The organism is Devosia sp. CN2-171 (genome assembly GCF_049354815.1).
Lineage (GTDB): Bacteria > Pseudomonadota > Alphaproteobacteria > Rhizobiales > Devosiaceae > Devosia_A.
Genome location: NZ_CP186479.1, coordinates 4045649 through 4061193, shown reverse-complemented (window position 1 = coordinate 4061193; position 15545 = coordinate 4045649). Strand labels below are relative to the sequence as shown.

Annotated in this window: 17 protein-coding genes; 7 read left to right on the top strand and 10 right to left on the bottom strand. The window is 64.1% G+C overall.

The genetic code is table 11. The features are described from left to right. The first annotated feature begins 35 nt into the window (after window positions 1–35). The 6 genes from ACOYW5_RS20120 (at window position 36) to ACOYW5_RS20095 (ending at window position 3788) form a co-directional block, all read left to right on the top strand. On the top strand, window positions 36–251 hold the full coding sequence (locus tag ACOYW5_RS20120) for a YdcH family protein (RefSeq protein ID WP_423069517.1): 216 nt from the start codon (window positions 36–38) through the stop codon (window positions 249–251). A gap of 110 nt (window positions 252–361) precedes the next feature. After that, on the top strand, window positions 362–1078 hold the full coding sequence (locus ACOYW5_RS20115) for a TetR/AcrR family transcriptional regulator (protein ID WP_423066654.1): 717 nt from the start codon (window positions 362–364) through the stop codon (window positions 1076–1078). A gap of 118 nt (window positions 1079–1196) precedes the next feature. Further along, window positions 1197–1661, top strand: a complete 465-nt coding sequence (gene purE / locus ACOYW5_RS20110) for a 5-(carboxyamino)imidazole ribonucleotide mutase (RefSeq protein ID WP_423069516.1) — start codon at window positions 1197–1199, stop codon at window positions 1659–1661. Then, a complete protein-coding gene (locus ACOYW5_RS20105) occupies window positions 1654–2742 on the top strand; it encodes a 5-(carboxyamino)imidazole ribonucleotide synthase (protein ID WP_423066653.1) in 1089 nt (362 codons plus the stop codon). Before purE ends, ACOYW5_RS20105 begins: the two co-directional genes overlap by 8 nt. A 141-nt stretch (window positions 2743–2883) precedes the next feature. Then, complete coding sequence (gene rpsU / locus ACOYW5_RS20100) at window positions 2884–3126, top strand: 30S ribosomal protein S21 (RefSeq protein WP_423066652.1); 243 nt, start codon at window positions 2884–2886, stop codon at window positions 3124–3126. A 194-nt stretch (window positions 3127–3320) separates the two neighbouring features. Continuing rightward, the gene (locus ACOYW5_RS20095; RefSeq protein WP_423066651.1) at window positions 3321–3788 is read left to right on the top strand and encodes a DUF992 domain-containing protein; all 468 of its coding nucleotides are present in this window, start codon (window positions 3321–3323) and stop codon (window positions 3786–3788) included. 71 nt (window positions 3789–3859) lie between these two features. Here ACOYW5_RS20095 and ACOYW5_RS20090 read toward each other — a convergent pair whose 3' ends face one another. The 10 genes from ACOYW5_RS20090 to ACOYW5_RS20045 form a co-directional block, all read right to left on the bottom strand. Further along, the gene (locus ACOYW5_RS20090; RefSeq protein ID WP_423066650.1) at window positions 3860–4672 is read right to left on the bottom strand and encodes an alpha/beta hydrolase; all 813 of its coding nucleotides are present in this window, start codon (window positions 4670–4672) and stop codon (window positions 3860–3862) included. A 54-nt stretch (window positions 4673–4726) separates the two neighbouring features. Further along, entirely contained in the window at window positions 4727–5386 is a 660-nt protein-coding gene (locus tag ACOYW5_RS20085) for a DsbA family oxidoreductase (protein WP_423066649.1), read from the bottom strand. A gap of 99 nt (window positions 5387–5485) precedes the next feature. Continuing rightward, window positions 5486–5890: a hypothetical protein gene (locus ACOYW5_RS20080; RefSeq protein ID WP_423066648.1), complete on the bottom strand. Its 405-nt coding sequence runs from the start codon at window positions 5888–5890 to the stop codon at window positions 5486–5488. A 67-nt stretch (window positions 5891–5957) separates the two neighbouring features. Beyond that, on the bottom strand, window positions 5958–7517 hold the full coding sequence (locus tag ACOYW5_RS20075) for a hypothetical protein (RefSeq protein WP_423066647.1): 1560 nt from the start codon (window positions 7515–7517) through the stop codon (window positions 5958–5960). Between the two features lie 100 nt (window positions 7518–7617). Next, complete coding sequence (locus ACOYW5_RS20070) at window positions 7618–9024, bottom strand: NAD(P)(+) transhydrogenase (Re/Si-specific) subunit beta (RefSeq protein ID WP_423066646.1); 1407 nt, start codon at window positions 9022–9024, stop codon at window positions 7618–7620. After that, complete coding sequence (locus ACOYW5_RS20065) at window positions 9021–9569, bottom strand: hypothetical protein (protein WP_423066645.1); 549 nt, start codon at window positions 9567–9569, stop codon at window positions 9021–9023. The genes ACOYW5_RS20070 and ACOYW5_RS20065 overlap by 4 nt, the downstream gene beginning before the upstream one ends. Beyond that, window positions 9569–9958: an NAD(P) transhydrogenase subunit alpha gene (locus ACOYW5_RS20060; protein ID WP_423066644.1), complete on the bottom strand. Its 390-nt coding sequence runs from the start codon at window positions 9956–9958 to the stop codon at window positions 9569–9571. Before ACOYW5_RS20060 ends, ACOYW5_RS20065 begins: the two co-directional genes overlap by 1 nt. 3 nt (window positions 9959–9961) lie before the next feature. Next, on the bottom strand, window positions 9962–11347 hold the full coding sequence (locus ACOYW5_RS20055) for a Re/Si-specific NAD(P)(+) transhydrogenase subunit alpha (RefSeq protein WP_423066643.1): 1386 nt from the start codon (window positions 11345–11347) through the stop codon (window positions 9962–9964). A 64-nt stretch (window positions 11348–11411) separates the two neighbouring features. Next, a complete protein-coding gene (locus tag ACOYW5_RS20050) occupies window positions 11412–11660 on the bottom strand; it encodes an aa3-type cytochrome c oxidase subunit IV (RefSeq protein WP_423066642.1) in 249 nt (82 codons plus the stop codon). A gap of 271 nt (window positions 11661–11931) precedes the next feature. Beyond that, window positions 11932–13764 (bottom strand): M3 family oligoendopeptidase, encoded by a 1833-nt coding sequence (locus ACOYW5_RS20045; protein WP_423066641.1) that lies wholly within the window; start codon window positions 13762–13764, stop codon window positions 11932–11934. 175 nt (window positions 13765–13939) lie between these two features. Between ACOYW5_RS20045 and ACOYW5_RS20040 the strand changes: the two genes are divergently transcribed. Then, window positions 13940–15418 (top strand): sigma-54-dependent transcriptional regulator, encoded by a 1479-nt coding sequence (locus tag ACOYW5_RS20040; protein WP_423066640.1) that lies wholly within the window; start codon window positions 13940–13942, stop codon window positions 15416–15418. Window positions 15419–15545 lie beyond the last annotated feature (127 nt).

The following is a 15545-nucleotide window of genomic DNA, read 5'->3' as shown; positions in this document are numbered from 1 at the left end:
ATGGACGCCAATCAGGGGACCTGTGGACCGCGACGATGCTGCCGCTGACCAAGGAACAGGAAGCCGCTTTTGGGCTGGAATTGGCCGGCAAGCGGCAAGAGCACGCCGATCTCGACGCGGCGATCCATACCCTGTCGACCTCCGGCTATGGCGACCAAATGCTGATCCAGCGCATGAAGAAGCGGAAGCTCGCCCTCAAGGACCGCATCGTCCAGCTCGAGAACATCCTGCTGCCCGACATTATTGCGTGACCGAAGCATCGATATCTCCGTGATCCTCCCCCGCTTGCCGGGGAGCCCCCCTCCCAATCGCGCCAGAGCCGTGCTAGAGCAAACCGACCGTCGGTCGGTGGAGGTTCCGTATGCCGTTTCCGCGTATCGTGAAGTCCGCACCCGTTCGCCGAGATGAAATCCTCGACACCGCGCAGCGCCTGTTTGCCCGCCAGGGCTACGACGCCACCTCTGTGAGCCAGATCATCACCGAGATCGGCGTGTCGAAGGGCGGCTTCTATCACCACTTCGAGTCCAAGGAGGACCTGGTGGAGGCTCTCGCCTGCCGCTATGCGCAGCAGACGGCAGCAATGGCCGACGCGATCATCTCCGACCCTACGCTCGACGCCTTCTCGCGGCTGGTCGGTTTCATCGGCACGATGCGCCGGCATAAGCTCGATTCGGCCGCAGAGCTACGCGCCACCTTCGAGCCGCTGTTCCGCCCCGAGAACGTGCAGCTGTTCGAGCGGACGCATCGCGCCGTGAACTCGGTGGTGCAGCCGATCCTCACCCGCATCATCGTCGAGGGCGTCGCCGAGCAGACCTTCGAGACGTCCGACCCCGAGAACGCGGCCGAGACGATCCTGCACCTGCTGTCGTCGAACCGCGAACTCATCACGATGCTCTACATGACGCGCGACCGGCTGACCTTCGAGCGGCTGTCGCGCACCCTGCTCGACAAGCTCACCTATCTCGGCACGGTGATCGACCGCATCCTCGGCCTGCCCGAGGGCTCGGTCGAACTGGCCGATCGCAGCGTCCTCGACGCCCTGGCCTGCGGCCTAGATATGCCATCGACCGCCGCCTAAACAAATGGCCCATGTGAGCCCGCTTGCGTCATATGGGCGGCCTGACTATGGGTGACAGCTTGAGAGCCGCGCCTTCCGGGGGACCAAAGTGCCGACCTCGCCACCCGTCGCCATCATCATGGGCAGCCAATCGGACTGGCCCAACCTGCGCCACGCCGCCGAAACGCTGGACGCGCTGAAGATTGACTACGAAGCGCGGATCGTCTCGGCCCACCGGACGCCCGACCGCATGTATGAATTCGCCAGGGGCGCCAAGGCCGAGGGCTTCAAGGTGATCATCGCCTCGGCCGGCGGCGCTGCGCACCTGCCCGGCATGGTGGCGGCGCTGACCCCCCTGCCCGTCCTCGGCGTACCCGCCGAAACCAAGGCGCTGGGCGGCCGCGACAGCCTGCTCTCGATCGTGCAGATGCCGCCCGGCATCCCGGTAGGGACGCTCGCCATCGGCCGCGCCGGCGCTATCAATGCCGCGCTGCTCGCCGCTGCCATTCTCGGGCTCTCCGATCCCGAGATCGCCGCTGCGCTCGACGATTTCCGCGCCGACCAGACTGCTTCCATCCCCGAGTTCCCGACTGACGATGTCTGACGTTCCTCCGCTGCCGCAAGGCAGCACCATTGGTATCCTTGGTGGCGGCCAGCTCGGCCGCATGCTGGCGCTGGCTGCGGCGCGGCTCGGGATGAAGACCCACATCTACTGCCCCGATCCCGAGAGCCCCGCTTTCGACGTGACCCCCCGCAAGACCGTCGCCGCCTATGACGACGAAGCGGCGCTGGCGAGCTTTGCGGCTCAGGTCGATGTCGTCACCTACGAGTTCGAGAACGTTCCGGCAAAAACCGCCGCGTTCCTGCAGAATTTGAAACCGCTCCGCCCCGGCGCCAATGCGCTGGCCGTGTCGCAGGACCGGCTGGCCGAGAAAGCCTTCCTCACCATCAACCGCATCCCGGTGGCACCCTTCGCCGCGATCACCGATCTCGATCGGCTCGAGGCCGAGCTCGAGGAGATCGGCACGCCGGCCGTGCTGAAGACCACCCGTCTCGGTTATGATGGCAAGGGCCAGCGCATCGTCCGCAACATGGAAGACGCCGCCCTCGCCTGGGAGCTGTTGAGCCCCAAGCCGCTGGTGCTCGAGGGCTTCATCGCGTTCGAAAAGGAAATCTCGGTCGTCGTCGCGCGCAACGCCGGGGGCGAGGTCGCCGCGTTCGAGCCGGCCGAGAACGTCCACCGCGACCACATCCTCAAGACCAGCACGGTGCCGGCGGACATTTCGAAGAAGACGGCGCAGAAGGCGGTCGCGCTGGCTGGCGACATCGCGTCCGCACTCGACTATGTCGGCGTCCTCGGCGTCGAGTTCTTCGTGCTGCCGGGTGGCAAGCTGCTCGTCAACGAGATCGCCCCGCGCGTGCATAATTCCGGCCACTGGACCGAGGCAGTGGCGATCACCGACCAGTTCGAGCAGCATATCCGCGCCATTTCCAACTGGCCGCTGGGCGACCCCAGCCGCATGGCCGACGTGGTGATGGAGAACCTGATCGGCGACGAGATCACCGCGATTCCCGACAAGCTCGGCGAGGGCCTCAGGCCCCACGCTTACGGCAAGGCCGAGTCGCGCAAGGGCCGGAAGATGGGCCACATCAACCGGGTTGCCGTGAAAAAGCGCGCAAAATGAGCGTTCTGACCGCTTCGACGGTGTGGACAAGCGATCTCGATTGGCCTATATAGCCGCCCACGAATTGATCGGCCTAGCCGGTCGGCGCCCCTTTGGGACGCTTTCACCAGACAAACTGACGATCACGAAGGGCGGTTACGCTTGCAAGTAGTTGTTCGCGATAACAATGTGGATCAGGCGCTCCGCGCCCTGAAGAAGAAGCTCCAGCGCGAAGGCGTCTTCCGCGAGATGAAGCTTCGCAACTACTACGAGAAGCCCTCAGAGAAGAAGGCCCGCCAGAAGGCTGAAGCCGTGCGCCGTGCACGCAAGCTCGCGCGCAAGCGTGCCCAGCGCGAAGGCGGCCTGCCGGCCCCTGCCGCTGCTGCACGGTCGCCGCGGCCGTAGGATTCAGGAGCCGTTGGCTTCTGTTCAGAATAGGTTCAGGAACGCCGCCTCAAAAGGGCGGCGTTTTCTTTACGTGCCACGACAATTGTCGAAGTCGCCATGCAACCCGGCAAGGCTTCCAGCCGTTGGCGGCAACGGATAGACTACCGATCCATAGGGTCGACTGAAACGCGTCAAACATTGGGGACTCCAAAATGAAGAAACTTCTCGCCGCCGTGGCCGCCGCCGCGATGCTGATGACTGCCGGCGCCGCCCAGGCCGCCACCCAGGTCAAGGTCGGTGTGCTCTCTTGCAGCGTCGATCCCGGCATCGGCTTCATCATCGGCTCGTCCAAGGACATGACCTGCCGCTTCAAGCGCGACGGCTACAAATCCGAGACCTACCAGGGCAACATCAAGAAGCTCGGCATCGACATCGGCGTCACCGGCCGCACCGAGATCGTCTGGCTGGTGTTCTCCGCCTCCTCGACCAAGTACGGCCCCGGCTCGCTCGCCGGCACCTATGTCGGCGGTTCGGCTGAAGCCACGCTCGGCGTCGGCCTCGGCGGCAACTTCCTGATCGGCGGGTCGCGCAAGGGCTATGCCCTGCAGCCGTGGTCGATCCAGGGCCAGGTCGGCCTCAACTACTCGGTCGCATTCGCAGGGCTCGAGCTCTGGAAGTAAGGCACGTCGCCAGAACGAGATTACGAACGCCGGTCCGATGGGCCGGCGTTCTGCTTTAGGGAGCCTCGTATCTACGGAACTGAGTGGCGGGCGAGGAAGGGCTTGGCCTGCTCCCAGATCCCGCGATCCCAGAGGTCGCCGTGACCGGCTCCCTCTTCGATCCACAGCCCATCCGGGTTGGGCGCCAGCGTATAGACCCGCTGCCCATGCTGGACGCCGATCGTCCGGTCGGCAGTGCCGTGGGCGACGAACACCGGCTCGGCCACATCCTTGATCCACTGGTCGACCGGGTACTGGTCGAACATCAGCAGACCCACCGGCAGGAACCAGTAACGGTCCATGCCGACCGAGACGGCCGAATCGAACGGCGACTCGAGCAGCAGCGCCCCGGCCTCCCGTTCCTTGGCGACATAGGTGGCCGGCCCCGAGCCCAGCGAGCGTCCCCAGAGCAGGATCGGGAAGCCCTTGGCCTCGGCCCAGTCGAAGGCCGCAAGCCCGTCGGCGAGGATGTTCCGCTCGCTGATCTCGCCTGGCGAGCCGGGGAAGCCACGATAGTCGAAGGCTAGGAAACCATAGCCGTCGGCGACGAAGGCCTCGTAGCGCTCATGCTCGCGTGAGAAGCTCTGCGCGTTACCGCGGAAATAGAGGATCAGCGGCATGCCCGCCGCCGGCGCCTGATACCAGGCGGCAAGTTGCGAGCCGTCGCTCGAGGGGATCGAGACCAGTTCGGCCCTGTCGAGCTTGGTTTCGCTCAGCGCGAACATGCGGCCGGAACGGTCGTACTGGAAGTCGCGCTGGAACAGATACATGGCGCCCAGCACCATGACATAGGCCAGTGCCAGAACGGCCACGAGCCCAACCGCAAAGCGCCTCATCCACTTCATGGCCGTCCTCCCCGCTTGTGACTCAGATGCCACGCGGGTGATGGCGAGACAATGTCAGGCCGTGGCTTCCTTCAGCTTTTCCGGATCGAGCGCGTATTCGAAGGCCCGCTCGAACACCTCCTGCGGCTGGGCGCCGGAGAGCGCAAACTTGTTGTCGAAGACGAAGAACGGCACGCCCTGGATGCCCTGCTGCGCCGCCGAGATGGCGAGCTCGTGGGTGATCGCAAGTTCCTGTTCGTTGCGCACGGCGGCCAGGGCCTCGTCGCGCGCGAAGCCATACTTCACCGCGATATCGGCCAGCACATCGTCGTCGTTGATCAGCTGGTGATCCATGAAATAGGCCCAGGCGATCGCATTGGTCAGCGCGTGCTGCGTACCCCTGGCCTTGGCGAGACGGACCAGCGTGTGGCCCTTGCGGGTGGGGAAGGAACGCGGCTGCTGGCTCAAGTCGAGGTCGATCCCCGACTTCTTCGCCTCGCTCTCGACCCGCGCCCACATCTCCTTGGGGTCGCGACCGTACTTTTCGCGCAGCATGTCAGCGACGACCACACCCTCCTCGGGCGTATCGGGGCTGAGGTAGAACGGGTGGTTCTCGACCTCGACGATGACGTCAGACGGCAGCGCGGCAATCGCCTGGTCGAGCCGCTCGGAGCCGACGAGGCACCAGGGGCAGACAGTATCGGTGAACAGGTCGACTTTGATCGTGCGGGGCATCAGGGATCTCGTGGGCTCGGACGGCACACTCAAATGGCCGCTGCCACGTCCGGCCGCAAGCACGCACATCGAGGTGACTTAGTTCCCCGCGCCGGCCTATCAGTTGAACGCCATAACGGCGCTGATGATGATCCCTGCCAGGCTAAGCCGGGTGATCCACCCCATGACCCGCGGATTAATCGTCCCCGGCTTGGTGAACGCACCAATGAGCATCGCCACGAGGATCACCACCACCAGACCCATCTTGAGGAAGAACCAGATGCTCTGTCCCTCGAACCCGCCATAGCGGACAAAGACCATGGCGACGCCCGTCACCAACAAGGTGGCAAACGCGATACGCGCGTTGAACTGCAACTGCTTTCCGATGCCGCCGAGCAACTGCAGGCTGTCCGGTGTCGCCAGCGCCATACGGCTGCCGACTAGCGGCGCCGCGATCGTCGTGGCGATCGCCAGCCCGAACGCCGCAAGGTGGAGGATGAGAAGGATATTGAAGGTAAGATCCATTTGCCGGGTCCCATTGGGTCACGGCAACTGGGATACGACCTCAACTGAACTTGAGGTCAAGCCCCGTTCATAACGGACGACCGATGCCGACGGCCTTCCGCAACTCCGCCAGGTTGACCGCGCCCTCGCGCTTGAGATCAACCCAGTAGGAATTGTGGGTGAACCACGTTCCGGGTAACGCGTGCATGCGCGCATCCACATCGAGTACGCCCGGCCCGAACCGTTCCGCCATCCCGAGGCGACTCGAGATGGCGTCGCCCGCCGCGAAAAACCATGGATTGAAGGTGTCGTAGAGGTTGGTCCAGCGGACGACGCTGAAGAGCGCCGCGTGGTGAACTGCCTTGGACTTCGCATCGATGAAGCCCGGCGAGATCGACCCGTCGAACGGCACTGGTGGTACATAGGACAGCAGCCGCTCCGCCTTCAGGCGGTCGAAATCGGCCTGCCCCTCGGCGATCAGGCAGCGGGAATGACCCAGTGGCGAGCCAAGCGTGACGAAGTCCGACACCTTCCAGGGCTCGGTGGCCGGCTTCGCCGGCGACACGTCGGCCGTCACGGTCGTCCGCCGGCGGATACGCAAGGCGCTGAAGGCCGCCCACTGCTTGTCCTGATAGCCTTGCTTGATCGCATCGACCCAGTCCGCACCGTTGTTGAGGGCGACGAAAGCCTGCACGTCACCGAGCGCCGCCAATGCCTTTGCCGTTGGCTTGTTGTCCTTGGTCGGCCCCACCTGCTCCCACAGTAGCTGCAGCAAGTCATAGGCCAGCACGGTACCGAGCGAATGCGCCACCAGCACGATCCGGTCGTATTTGGGATCGTCGTGCAGGGCCTTCAGCAGCGTGAGCCCTCGCTTCCGCAGGGCCTGGCGGCTAGCAATGGTCTCGGTCTGCGCGCTCAGGTAGCTCGCGGCATCCCCGAACAGCGGCAGCACGAAACTGACCGCGAAATAGACGATGTAGCTCAGCACGGTCGCCCCGATCATCACCCAGCTGCCCCAAAACATCACGTTGAAGAGCACCGCGATCGCGGCAATCAGCACCGAGCCGGGAATCTTCTGCAGGCCGCTCAACCCGTCGATGAACTTAGGCAGTACCAGGAGCAGCAGGATTGCACCGATCATCGCCGCGGCAATTGTCGCGTGTGGCCGTTCGAAGGCCCGCACCCATTCGAAATGCAGCAGGTGCGGTATCGACAGCGCCACCCACACGAACAGTCCGAACGCTATGAGGCTCAACACCCAAAGAAATCGCCAAGGGTTGCGCAACTCGTCGGTCACCGCCACCGGGTCGATGAAGAGCAGGCGGGTAAGCCAGAGCCAGAGATTGCGCAGCGGCGTATTGGCAAGCAGGTCGGCGTAGTAAAGCTCGAAGAAGTCGGTCTTCCGCCCCTCGCCATCCGGCGTTGTGATCCGCTGCAGATCGAATATCTCGGTCCGGCTGTCGGGCACGATGAAATAACGACGGCCGTTGAGCGGCACCGCGCCAAGGTCCGGGTTGCGCGTCCACAGCACCTCGACAAAGCCGCGCAGCGTCTCCATCGGTCGCTGCTGGCCTTGCCCATGCACAACAACGATGGCCTGACGCCTGATCCCGTCGGCGCCAGGCGGCTCCGTCCCTTCGACGGTCATGATCTGCCCCTTGTCGCAACTGCGACCCGAATAATCTCCCAAAGCAAAAAGAGCCGCCCGAAGGCGACTCTATTTCAATATTCGATGGCCGAGAAGTAAGTTAGTGCCCCAGCGCCTTGACGATATCCTCGGTGACCTTCTTGGCGTCGCCGAACAGCATCATGGTGTTGTCGCGGAAGAACAATTCGTTCTGCACGCCCGCGTAGCCCGCCGCCATGCCGCGCTTGATGAACAGCACCGTCCCCGCGTCTTCGACGTTGAGCACCGGCATGCCGTAAATCGGAGAGGTCTTGTCGGTCTTGGCGGCCGGGTTGGTCACATCGTTGGCGCCGATGACGAAGGCGACGTCGGTCTGGGCGAACTCGGAGTTGATGTCCTCGAGTTCGAACACCTCGTCATAGGGCACGTTGGCTTCGGCCAGCAACACGTTCATGTGGCCGGGCATGCGGCCCGCCACCGGATGGATGGCGTACTTGACCTCGACACCCTCGGCCTTGAGCAGGTCGGCCATCTCGCGCAGCGCGTGCTGGGCCTGTGCCACCGCCATGCCGTAGCCGGGGACGATAATGACCTTGCCGGCATTCTTCATCATAAAGGCCGCGTCGTCGGACGAGCCCTGCTTGACCGGCCGCGTCTCTTCTTCGCCCGAGCCGGCCGCGGCGGCATCGCCACCGAACCCGCCCAGGATCACGGAAATGAAGCTGCGATTCATCGCCTTACACATGATGTAGCTCAGGATGGCACCCGAGGAGCCCACCAGCGCGCCGGTGATAATCAGCGCCGTATTGCCCAGCGTAAAGCCGATGCCTGCCGCTGCCCAGCCGGAATAGGAGTTGAGCATCGAGACGACCACCGGCATATCGGCACCGCCGATCGGGATGATCATCAGCCCGCCGAGGACGAGCGCCACGATGGTGATGGCCCAGAACCAGATCGGATCGACCGTCACGGCGAAGAGCCAGATCAGCCCCACCAGCAGCACGCCCAGCGCGATGTGGATCAGATGGCGCGCCGGCAGGATGATCGGCTTGCCGCTCATATTGCCATTGAGCTTGGCGAAGGCGATGACTGAACCGGTGAAGGTGAAGGCGCCGATGGCGACGCCGAGGCTCATCTCGATGATCGCCTGGGCATGGATGTGGCCTGGCGTACCGATGCCGAAAGCCTCGGGCGCATAAAGGGCGGCGGCGGCGACGAACACCGCGGCAAGGCCCACCAGTGAGTGGAACGCCGCGACCAGCTGTGGCATGTCGGTCATCTTGACCCGGCGCGCCAGCACGGCACCGATGCCACCGCCGATAGCGAGACCCCCGATGATCAGCAGCCAGCTCAGCCAGTCGGATACGCCGGCGACCAGAAGGGTCGTGACAATGGCGATACCCATGCCGACCATGCCGTAGGTGTTGCCTTGCCGGGCCGAAGCCGGGCTCGACAGCCCGCGCAGCGCCAGGACGAACAGCACGCCGGAAACGAGATAGAGAACGGCCGCGAAGCTTGCGTCGATCATTCGGTGACAGGCTCCATGCTGCCGGTGGGGAACACCACGTCGACAAAGGCGGGATAAACTTCCTTGAGGATGGCTACCTGCTGCGCGTCCTCGACCCGAACGAGGTACCAGGTCTCGCCATCGAGCAGGCCGAGCGTCGAAGAGGTGGCGCGCATCTTGCCGTGCTCACCGAGGTCCATGACGGTCTCGGTCGGGATCAGCGCATAGGGCGTCCCGTCTGCGAGCGCCACGATCTCAGCCTTCTCGGTATCCATGCTGAACGAGACGAGCGTGACGGACTTCATCGCCTCGTCGAACTGTTGCTGCGTCGCCTCGACCAACTGTTCGCTGGTGACGCCGAACTTGGCGGCGATGGCTTCGAGCACCTTGGGCGGCACGACGCCCATGATCTCGGCCATGTTGTTGCCCTTCATCGCGGCATCGAAGCTTTCGACGCGCGCGTTGAGGCTGGACTGCTGCTCGGCCGTCAATTCGGCCGCAAAGGCCGACCCGATCAGGGCAAAGGTGAGGAGGGCGGCGGCGAGGATGCGGTGAAAGAGCCTCATCAGTGGGCACCACCGGCTTTGGCCGGGGCTTCTTTCTTCTTGTACATCGCCAGCATGCGCTGGGTGACGAGGAAGCCGCCGAAGATATTGACGCTGGCGAGGATGAGCGCCAGGAAGCCGAAGAGCTTCGAAATCCAGTTGCTGTCAGCCGCGAGCGCGACCCCCACCGCGAGCAGCGCACCGACGACGATCACCGAAGAGATCGCGTTGGTAACCGACATCAGCGGCGTGTGCAGCGCCGGGGTGACGCTCCAGACGACGAAATAGCCGACGAAGATCGCCAAGACGAAGATCGAGAGGCGGAAGACGAACGGATCGATCGCGCCACCCGTGGCAGCGCTAACCGCAGCGGTGATGGCATCCGCAGTGTGCTCGGCGGTCTGTTCCATTTACTACTTCCCCTTCACAGCCGCAGGCTTCTTGGCCGCGGCAGGCTTAGTGACGGCAGCGGGCTTTTCTGCTGGAGCCGCCTTGACAGCCGGCTTCTTCGCGGCAGGCTTCTTCGCCGCCGCCCCTGTCTTCACCGGAGCTGCCGGCACAGCTTCCGCCTTGGGCGCAGCTGCCTTTCTCGGCGCCGCGGCTTTGCCGGTTGCGCCGGCCTTGACCGGAGCGGCAGGCTTTACTGCCGGCTTCGCGGGCGCCGCAGGAGCAGCTTCGACCTTGATGTTCGGATGGACGACGGCGCCGTCACGGGTGAGGACGGTGGCCTTCACCAGCTCGTCGTCCCAGTTCACGGCGAGCTTCTTTTCCTTCTTGTCGATCAGGGTCTCGAGGAAGGACACGAGGTTGCGCGAATAGAGCTGGCTCGCCGACGTGGCGAGACGACCGGCGACGTTCAGATGGCCGATGACGGTGACGCCGTTGGCGGTCGTGAAGACGTTGCCCGGCTGGGTGACTTCGACATTGCCGCCGCGCTCGGCCGCCAGATCGACGATCACCGAACCCGGCGCCATCGAAGCAACCATTGCCGCACTGACCAGCTTCGGCGCCGGCCGGCCCGGGATCAGCGCCGTGGTGATGACGATGTCCTGCTTGGCGATATGCCCGGCGACCAGTTCGGCCTGCGCCGCCTGCTCGTCCTTGGTCAACTCGCGGGCATAGCCGCCCGTGCCCGAGGCGTCCTTGAGCGCATCGGTCATGATAAACTTGCCACCCAGCGACGCCACCTGTTCAGCAGCGGCGGCACGCACGTCGGTCGCAGTAACGACTGCGCCGAGGCGCTTGGCAGTCGCGATGGCCTGGAGGCCCGCAACGCCCGCACCCATGACGAAGACCTTGGCCGGACGCACCGTGCCGGCAGCCGTCATCATCATCGGCATGGCGCGCTCGAACGCACTCGCCGCGTCGATCACTGCCTGGTAGCCGGCGAGGTTGGCCTGCGATGAGAGAATGTCCATCACCTGCGCACGGGTGATACGCGGCATGAATTCCATCGCGATGGCAGTGACGCCGGCCTTGGCCAGCGCGGCGATATCGCCCTCATTGCCGTAGGGGTCCATCGCGCCGATAACCAGCGCACCCGGATTGGCGCCGGCGATGCCGGCGGCGCCCGGACGGCGGACCGTGAGGACGATATCCGCGCCCTTGATGGTCGCAGCAGCGGCACCAACGGTGGCGCCGGCAGCGGCATAATCGGCATCGGGGAAGCGGGCCAGCGCCCCTGCCCCGGCCTCGACTGCGACTTCGGCGCCCAGCCCGATCAGCTTGGTGACGGTCTCAGGGGTCGCTGCAACCCGGGTCTCGCCCTCGGAGCGCTCCCGCAACACTGCAATTTTCATGAACGTCTCCGAAGATCCGATCGCACCGGCCGTATCCGGCCGCTGCACAAGAAAAATCCCGCCGTCAGGTGCGGCGGGATCCGAGGACCATTACCCCGAAGATCAGCACTGGAATGGCCAGGAGCAGCAAGGTGCCGATGATCGCATTGTGCGCTTCGATGAAGGCATAGAGCGACAGCACGATCAGCACCGACGACACGATGCCCCACTTCACGAAGGTGATGAAGCCGCGATACGTCCCCTCGTGCATCGCATAGTCCATGGCAGGGGGAAGTTCGTCGGCATGTGCCGCTGCGGCGGGTTTCTTGGCCATCAGGTCCTCAGTCGAGTTCGTCGAAAGGTGGGGCCACGATCTGCGCGCGACGTTGGCGCATCGCGCCGCAAACCGGAATACCCCTCGCCCGCTCTCATACTTCGCCATAATCCGCCGCACAAGCGCGCGCGGCGGATGGTCACTGAAACGGAAGTCCATTCGACTTTCGGTTCACGGGTATTGGCCGTTTCGTTGAAACGGCGAACACCGCTGGTTCTTCTTTTGTCGCGCTTCCGAACCGGAGAAGTCTCCAACTTCTCCTGGAAGTGCTCTACGGCTGCGTCGCTTCGAGCTCGTTGATCAGCCGCTCGATCATGCCGAGGCCGAGGTCCCAGAACTTGGGATCGCGCGCGTCGAGCCCGAACGGCGCCAGCAACTCCGAGTGGTGCTTGGAGCCACCCGCCTTCAGCAGCTCGAAATAGCGCTCGGCAAAGCCCTCGCTCGATCTTTCGTACTGCGCATAGAGCGAGTTCACGAGGCAATCACCGAAGGCATAGGCGTAGACGTAGAAGGGCGAGTGGATGAAGTGCGGGATGTAGGCCCAGAAGATATCGTAGCCGTCGTTGAGCTTGATCGCCGGTCCGAGGCTCTCCGCCCCGATCTCGAGCCAGATCTGGTTGAGATCGGCGGTGGTCAGCTCGCCCTCCTTGCGGCGGGTGTGGACTTCGCGCTCGAAGGTGTAGAACGCGATCTGCCGCACTACGGTATTAAGCATGTCCTCGACCTTGCTCGACAGCATAGCGAAGCGCTGCTTCGGATCGGTGGTCTTGGCCAGCATCGAGCGAAACGTCAGCATTTCGCCGAACACCGAAGCCGTCTCGGCCAGCGTCAGCGGCGTCGGCGCCATCAGTGCCCCCTGCGGGCCGGCCAGCACCTGGTGCACGCCGTGGCCAAGCTCATGCGCCAGCGTCATCACGTCCCGGGCTTTGCCGAGGTAGTTGAGCATCAGGTACGGATGGGCAGACGGCACGGTGGGATGCGCAAAGGCGCCGGGTGATTTGCCATCCTTGGTCGGCGCGTCGATCCAGCCTTTGGTGAAGAACGGCTGCGCGATCTCGACCAGCTTGGGTGAGAACGCTCCGTAGGCTTCGAGCACCGTGTCGGTCGCGGTCTTCCAGTCGTAGATGCGATCGTCCGACGTCGGCAGCGGCGCGTTGCGATCCCAGGCGTTGAGTTGGTCCTTGCCGAACCACTTTGCCTTCATCGCGTAGTAGCGGTGGCTGAGCCGTGGATAGGCGGCACGCACCGCCATCTGCAGTGCATCGACCACTTCGCGCTCCACCGAATTCTCGAGGTGACGGCTGTCGGCAATGTCCTTGAAGCCGTGCCAGCGGTCGACGATCTCCTTGTCTTTGGCGAGGACGTTGGTGATGTGCGTGAACAGGCGCTCGTTGCCATGCAGCGTCTTCGAGATGGCGTGGAACGCCGCCTCGCGCTTCTTCTCGTTCCGGTCTGAGAGGAAGTTGAGCGTCGATTCGAGGTTCAGCTCCTCGCCATCCACTTCGAACTTGAGACCCGCCATGGTCTCGTCGAACAGCCGGTTCCAGGCGCCGGCGCCGGTAACGGACTTCTCGTGGAACAGCTCCTCGATCTTGTCCTCGAGCTGGTAAGGCTTCGCCTTGCGCAGCTCGGCGAACCAGGGCCGATAGCGGCCGAGTTCGGCGCTGCCGCTGAGCGCGGCTTCGAGCACGCCTTCGTCGATGCGGTTGAGTTCGAGCCCGAAGAAGATGAGCCCGGTCGAAAGATCGGTGAGTGCCTGGCTGAGATCGCCGAGGAACTTCACCTTGTCTCCGTCCTGCGTGTTCCGGACATATTGGAGGAAGGCGTATGACCCGAGCTTGCCAGAGAGATCGCTCAGCGCTTCGTAGCGCTGGATCGCTTCGATCAGCTTGCCCGACTTCGCCAGGTCTTCGAGCTTGCCCTTGTAGTCCGCCTCGAACGCCTTGGCCTCGGCCTTGGCTTTGGCGAGATCGAGCTTCAGCGCGTTCGAGTCATTGCCCGGATAGAGATCGTCGAGGTTCCAGACCGGCAACTTGCCGAGTTCGTTGTGGCCCTTTTGAGCGGTCGCCTCTGTGGCGCGGGTCAACTCGATCTTCACTTGCATCACCTCGGAATTCTGGAGCGCGCGACCTTAGCCAGCGGGCCCGAGGATGGGAAGCGTCGACCGAAATCGTTAGCCTTAATCGGCTCTTAACCCGCCGATTTCATCCTGCTTCAAAACGGCACAGCGCGATTCGCCATGAGGGCGTGCCGCGCAACGACAGAGTCTTGGAGGACCAGTGACGCGTGTTCTGATCGTCGACGATGACCCGGTGCAGCTGCGACTGACTTCCGAAGTGGCGAACCGTGCGGGCTTCGCCGCGGTCACCGCAACCGGTGGCCGCCAGGCGCTCGACCTGCTGCGCGCCGACCCCGGCATCGGCGCCATGGTGCTCGATCTCGTGATGCCCGATCTCGACGGCATGGCCGTGATGGAGACGATGCGCCGCGAAGGGATCGCAACTCCGGTGATCGTCCAGACCGGCCATTCGTCGCTCGAAACCGTCGTCTCCGCCATGCGGCAGGGCGCGTCGGACTACTTCGTCAAGCCCGTCGCGCCGGAACGGATGATCGTCTCGTTGCGCAATGCGCTCAAGCTCTCCGAGCTCGAAATGCTGGTCCGCACCGACCGTAACCGCATGAACGGAACGCTCGGCCTCGCCGACATCGTCACCCGCGCCCAGGGTATGGACCGCGTACTGTCGCTGTGCGCCAAGGCGGCCAAGTCCCCTATTCCGGTGATGATCGAAGGCGAGAGCGGTGTCGGTAAGGAACTGGTTGCGCGTGTCATCCAGGGTTCGGGCGACCGCGCCGGAAAGCCCTTCGTCGTCGTCAATTGCGGCGCCATCCCCGCGAAGCAGATCGAATCGACCCTGTTCGGACATCGGAAGGGCGCCTTCGCCGGCGCGACCTCCGATCAGCCCGGCAAGTTCCTCGAAGCCAATGGCGGCACCATCTTCCTCGACGAAGTCGGCGAACTCCCGGCCGAAATGCAGGCCAAGCTGCTGCGCGTGATCCAGGAAGGCGAGATCGAGCCGATCGGGGCCGACCGTCCGGTGCGAATCAACGTGCGCATCATCTCCGCCACCAACCGGCGGCTGCTCAATCTCACCAAGGCCGGCCAGTTTCGCGAGGATCTCTACTATCGGCTGAACGTCTTCCCGATCTATGTGCCGCCGCTGCGCGACCGCATCGAGGACGTGCCCGTACTGGTCGAGCACTTCATCGCCCGCCTCGCCGCCGAAGCCGGCAAGCGCGTCATCGGCATCTCCGAGCCGGCGCTGGCAATGCTCAAGGCCTATAACTGGCCGGGCAACATCCGCCAGCTCGAGAATGCGGTCTATCGGGCCGTGGTGCTGAGCGATGGTGCCTATCTCGAAACCGCCGACTTCCCGCAGATCGTCGCCCTCGGCTCGGGCCGCGAGGAAGCCGCCAAGCTGGCCGGTGCCACCCCTTCAGCCCCCGTTCACATTGACGATGCGAGCCTGCCACTGCGTGAGATTGCGGGGAAGGCCGTGGCGCCAGATCGTTTCGTTGCCGAAGGCGGCGAAGTGGCGGCGCTGGCGGATGTTGAACGCGAACTGATCGGCTTCGCGTTGCGGCATTACGGTTTCCGGATGTCGCGTGTAGCGCGGGCCCTCGGGATCGGCCGTTCGACCCTTTATCGCAAGCTGCGCGAGTACGGTCTCGACGAGGGGCTGGAGAGCGACGCGGCGTAGCTTTCCGTTGCATCAAGTCCACAGGCCGGACTCACAAAATCGCGAGGAATTGTCAGCGTTAAGTTTTGTGGGCTAAGCAAAATCCATTGCACGGGCATGTGGCCGACTCCTCCCGGTCGTTGCAACA

What these genes read in the sequence shown, in the direction of transcription:
- ACOYW5_RS20120 (WP_423069517.1), top strand. Translation starts at nt 36, where the DNA reads ATGCTGCCGCTGACCAAGGAACAGGAAGCCGCTTTTGGGCTGGAATTG.
- ACOYW5_RS20115 (WP_423066654.1), top strand. Translation starts at nt 362, where the DNA reads ATGCCGTTTCCGCGTATCGTGAAGTCCGCACCCGTTCGCCGAGATGAA.
- purE (WP_423069516.1), top strand. Translation starts at nt 1,197, where the DNA reads ATGGGCAGCCAATCGGACTGGCCCAACCTGCGCCACGCCGCCGAAACG.
- ACOYW5_RS20105 (WP_423066653.1), top strand. Translation starts at nt 1,654, where the DNA reads ATGTCTGACGTTCCTCCGCTGCCGCAAGGCAGCACCATTGGTATCCTT.
- ACOYW5_RS20095 (WP_423066651.1), top strand. Translation starts at nt 3,321, where the DNA reads ATGAAGAAACTTCTCGCCGCCGTGGCCGCCGCCGCGATGCTGATGACT.
- ACOYW5_RS20090 (WP_423066650.1), bottom strand. Translation starts at nt 4,672, where the DNA reads ATGAAGTGGATGAGGCGCTTTGCGGTTGGGCTCGTGGCCGTTCTGGCA.
- ACOYW5_RS20085 (WP_423066649.1), bottom strand. Translation starts at nt 5,386, where the DNA reads ATGCCCCGCACGATCAAAGTCGACCTGTTCACCGATACTGTCTGCCCC.
- ACOYW5_RS20080 (WP_423066648.1), bottom strand. Translation starts at nt 5,890, where the DNA reads ATGGATCTTACCTTCAATATCCTTCTCATCCTCCACCTTGCGGCGTTC.
- ACOYW5_RS20075 (WP_423066647.1), bottom strand. Translation starts at nt 7,517, where the DNA reads ATGACCGTCGAAGGGACGGAGCCGCCTGGCGCCGACGGGATCAGGCGT.
- ACOYW5_RS20070 (WP_423066646.1), bottom strand. Translation starts at nt 9,024, where the DNA reads ATGATCGACGCAAGCTTCGCGGCCGTTCTCTATCTCGTTTCCGGCGTG.
- ACOYW5_RS20065 (WP_423066645.1), bottom strand. Translation starts at nt 9,569, where the DNA reads ATGAGGCTCTTTCACCGCATCCTCGCCGCCGCCCTCCTCACCTTTGCC.
- ACOYW5_RS20060 (WP_423066644.1), bottom strand. Translation starts at nt 9,958, where the DNA reads ATGGAACAGACCGCCGAGCACACTGCGGATGCCATCACCGCTGCGGTT.
- ACOYW5_RS20055 (WP_423066643.1), bottom strand. Translation starts at nt 11,347, where the DNA reads ATGAAAATTGCAGTGTTGCGGGAGCGCTCCGAGGGCGAGACCCGGGTT.
- ACOYW5_RS20050 (WP_423066642.1), bottom strand. Translation starts at nt 11,660, where the DNA reads ATGGCCAAGAAACCCGCCGCAGCGGCACATGCCGACGAACTTCCCCCT.
- ACOYW5_RS20045 (WP_423066641.1), bottom strand. Translation starts at nt 13,764, where the DNA reads ATGCAAGTGAAGATCGAGTTGACCCGCGCCACAGAGGCGACCGCTCAA.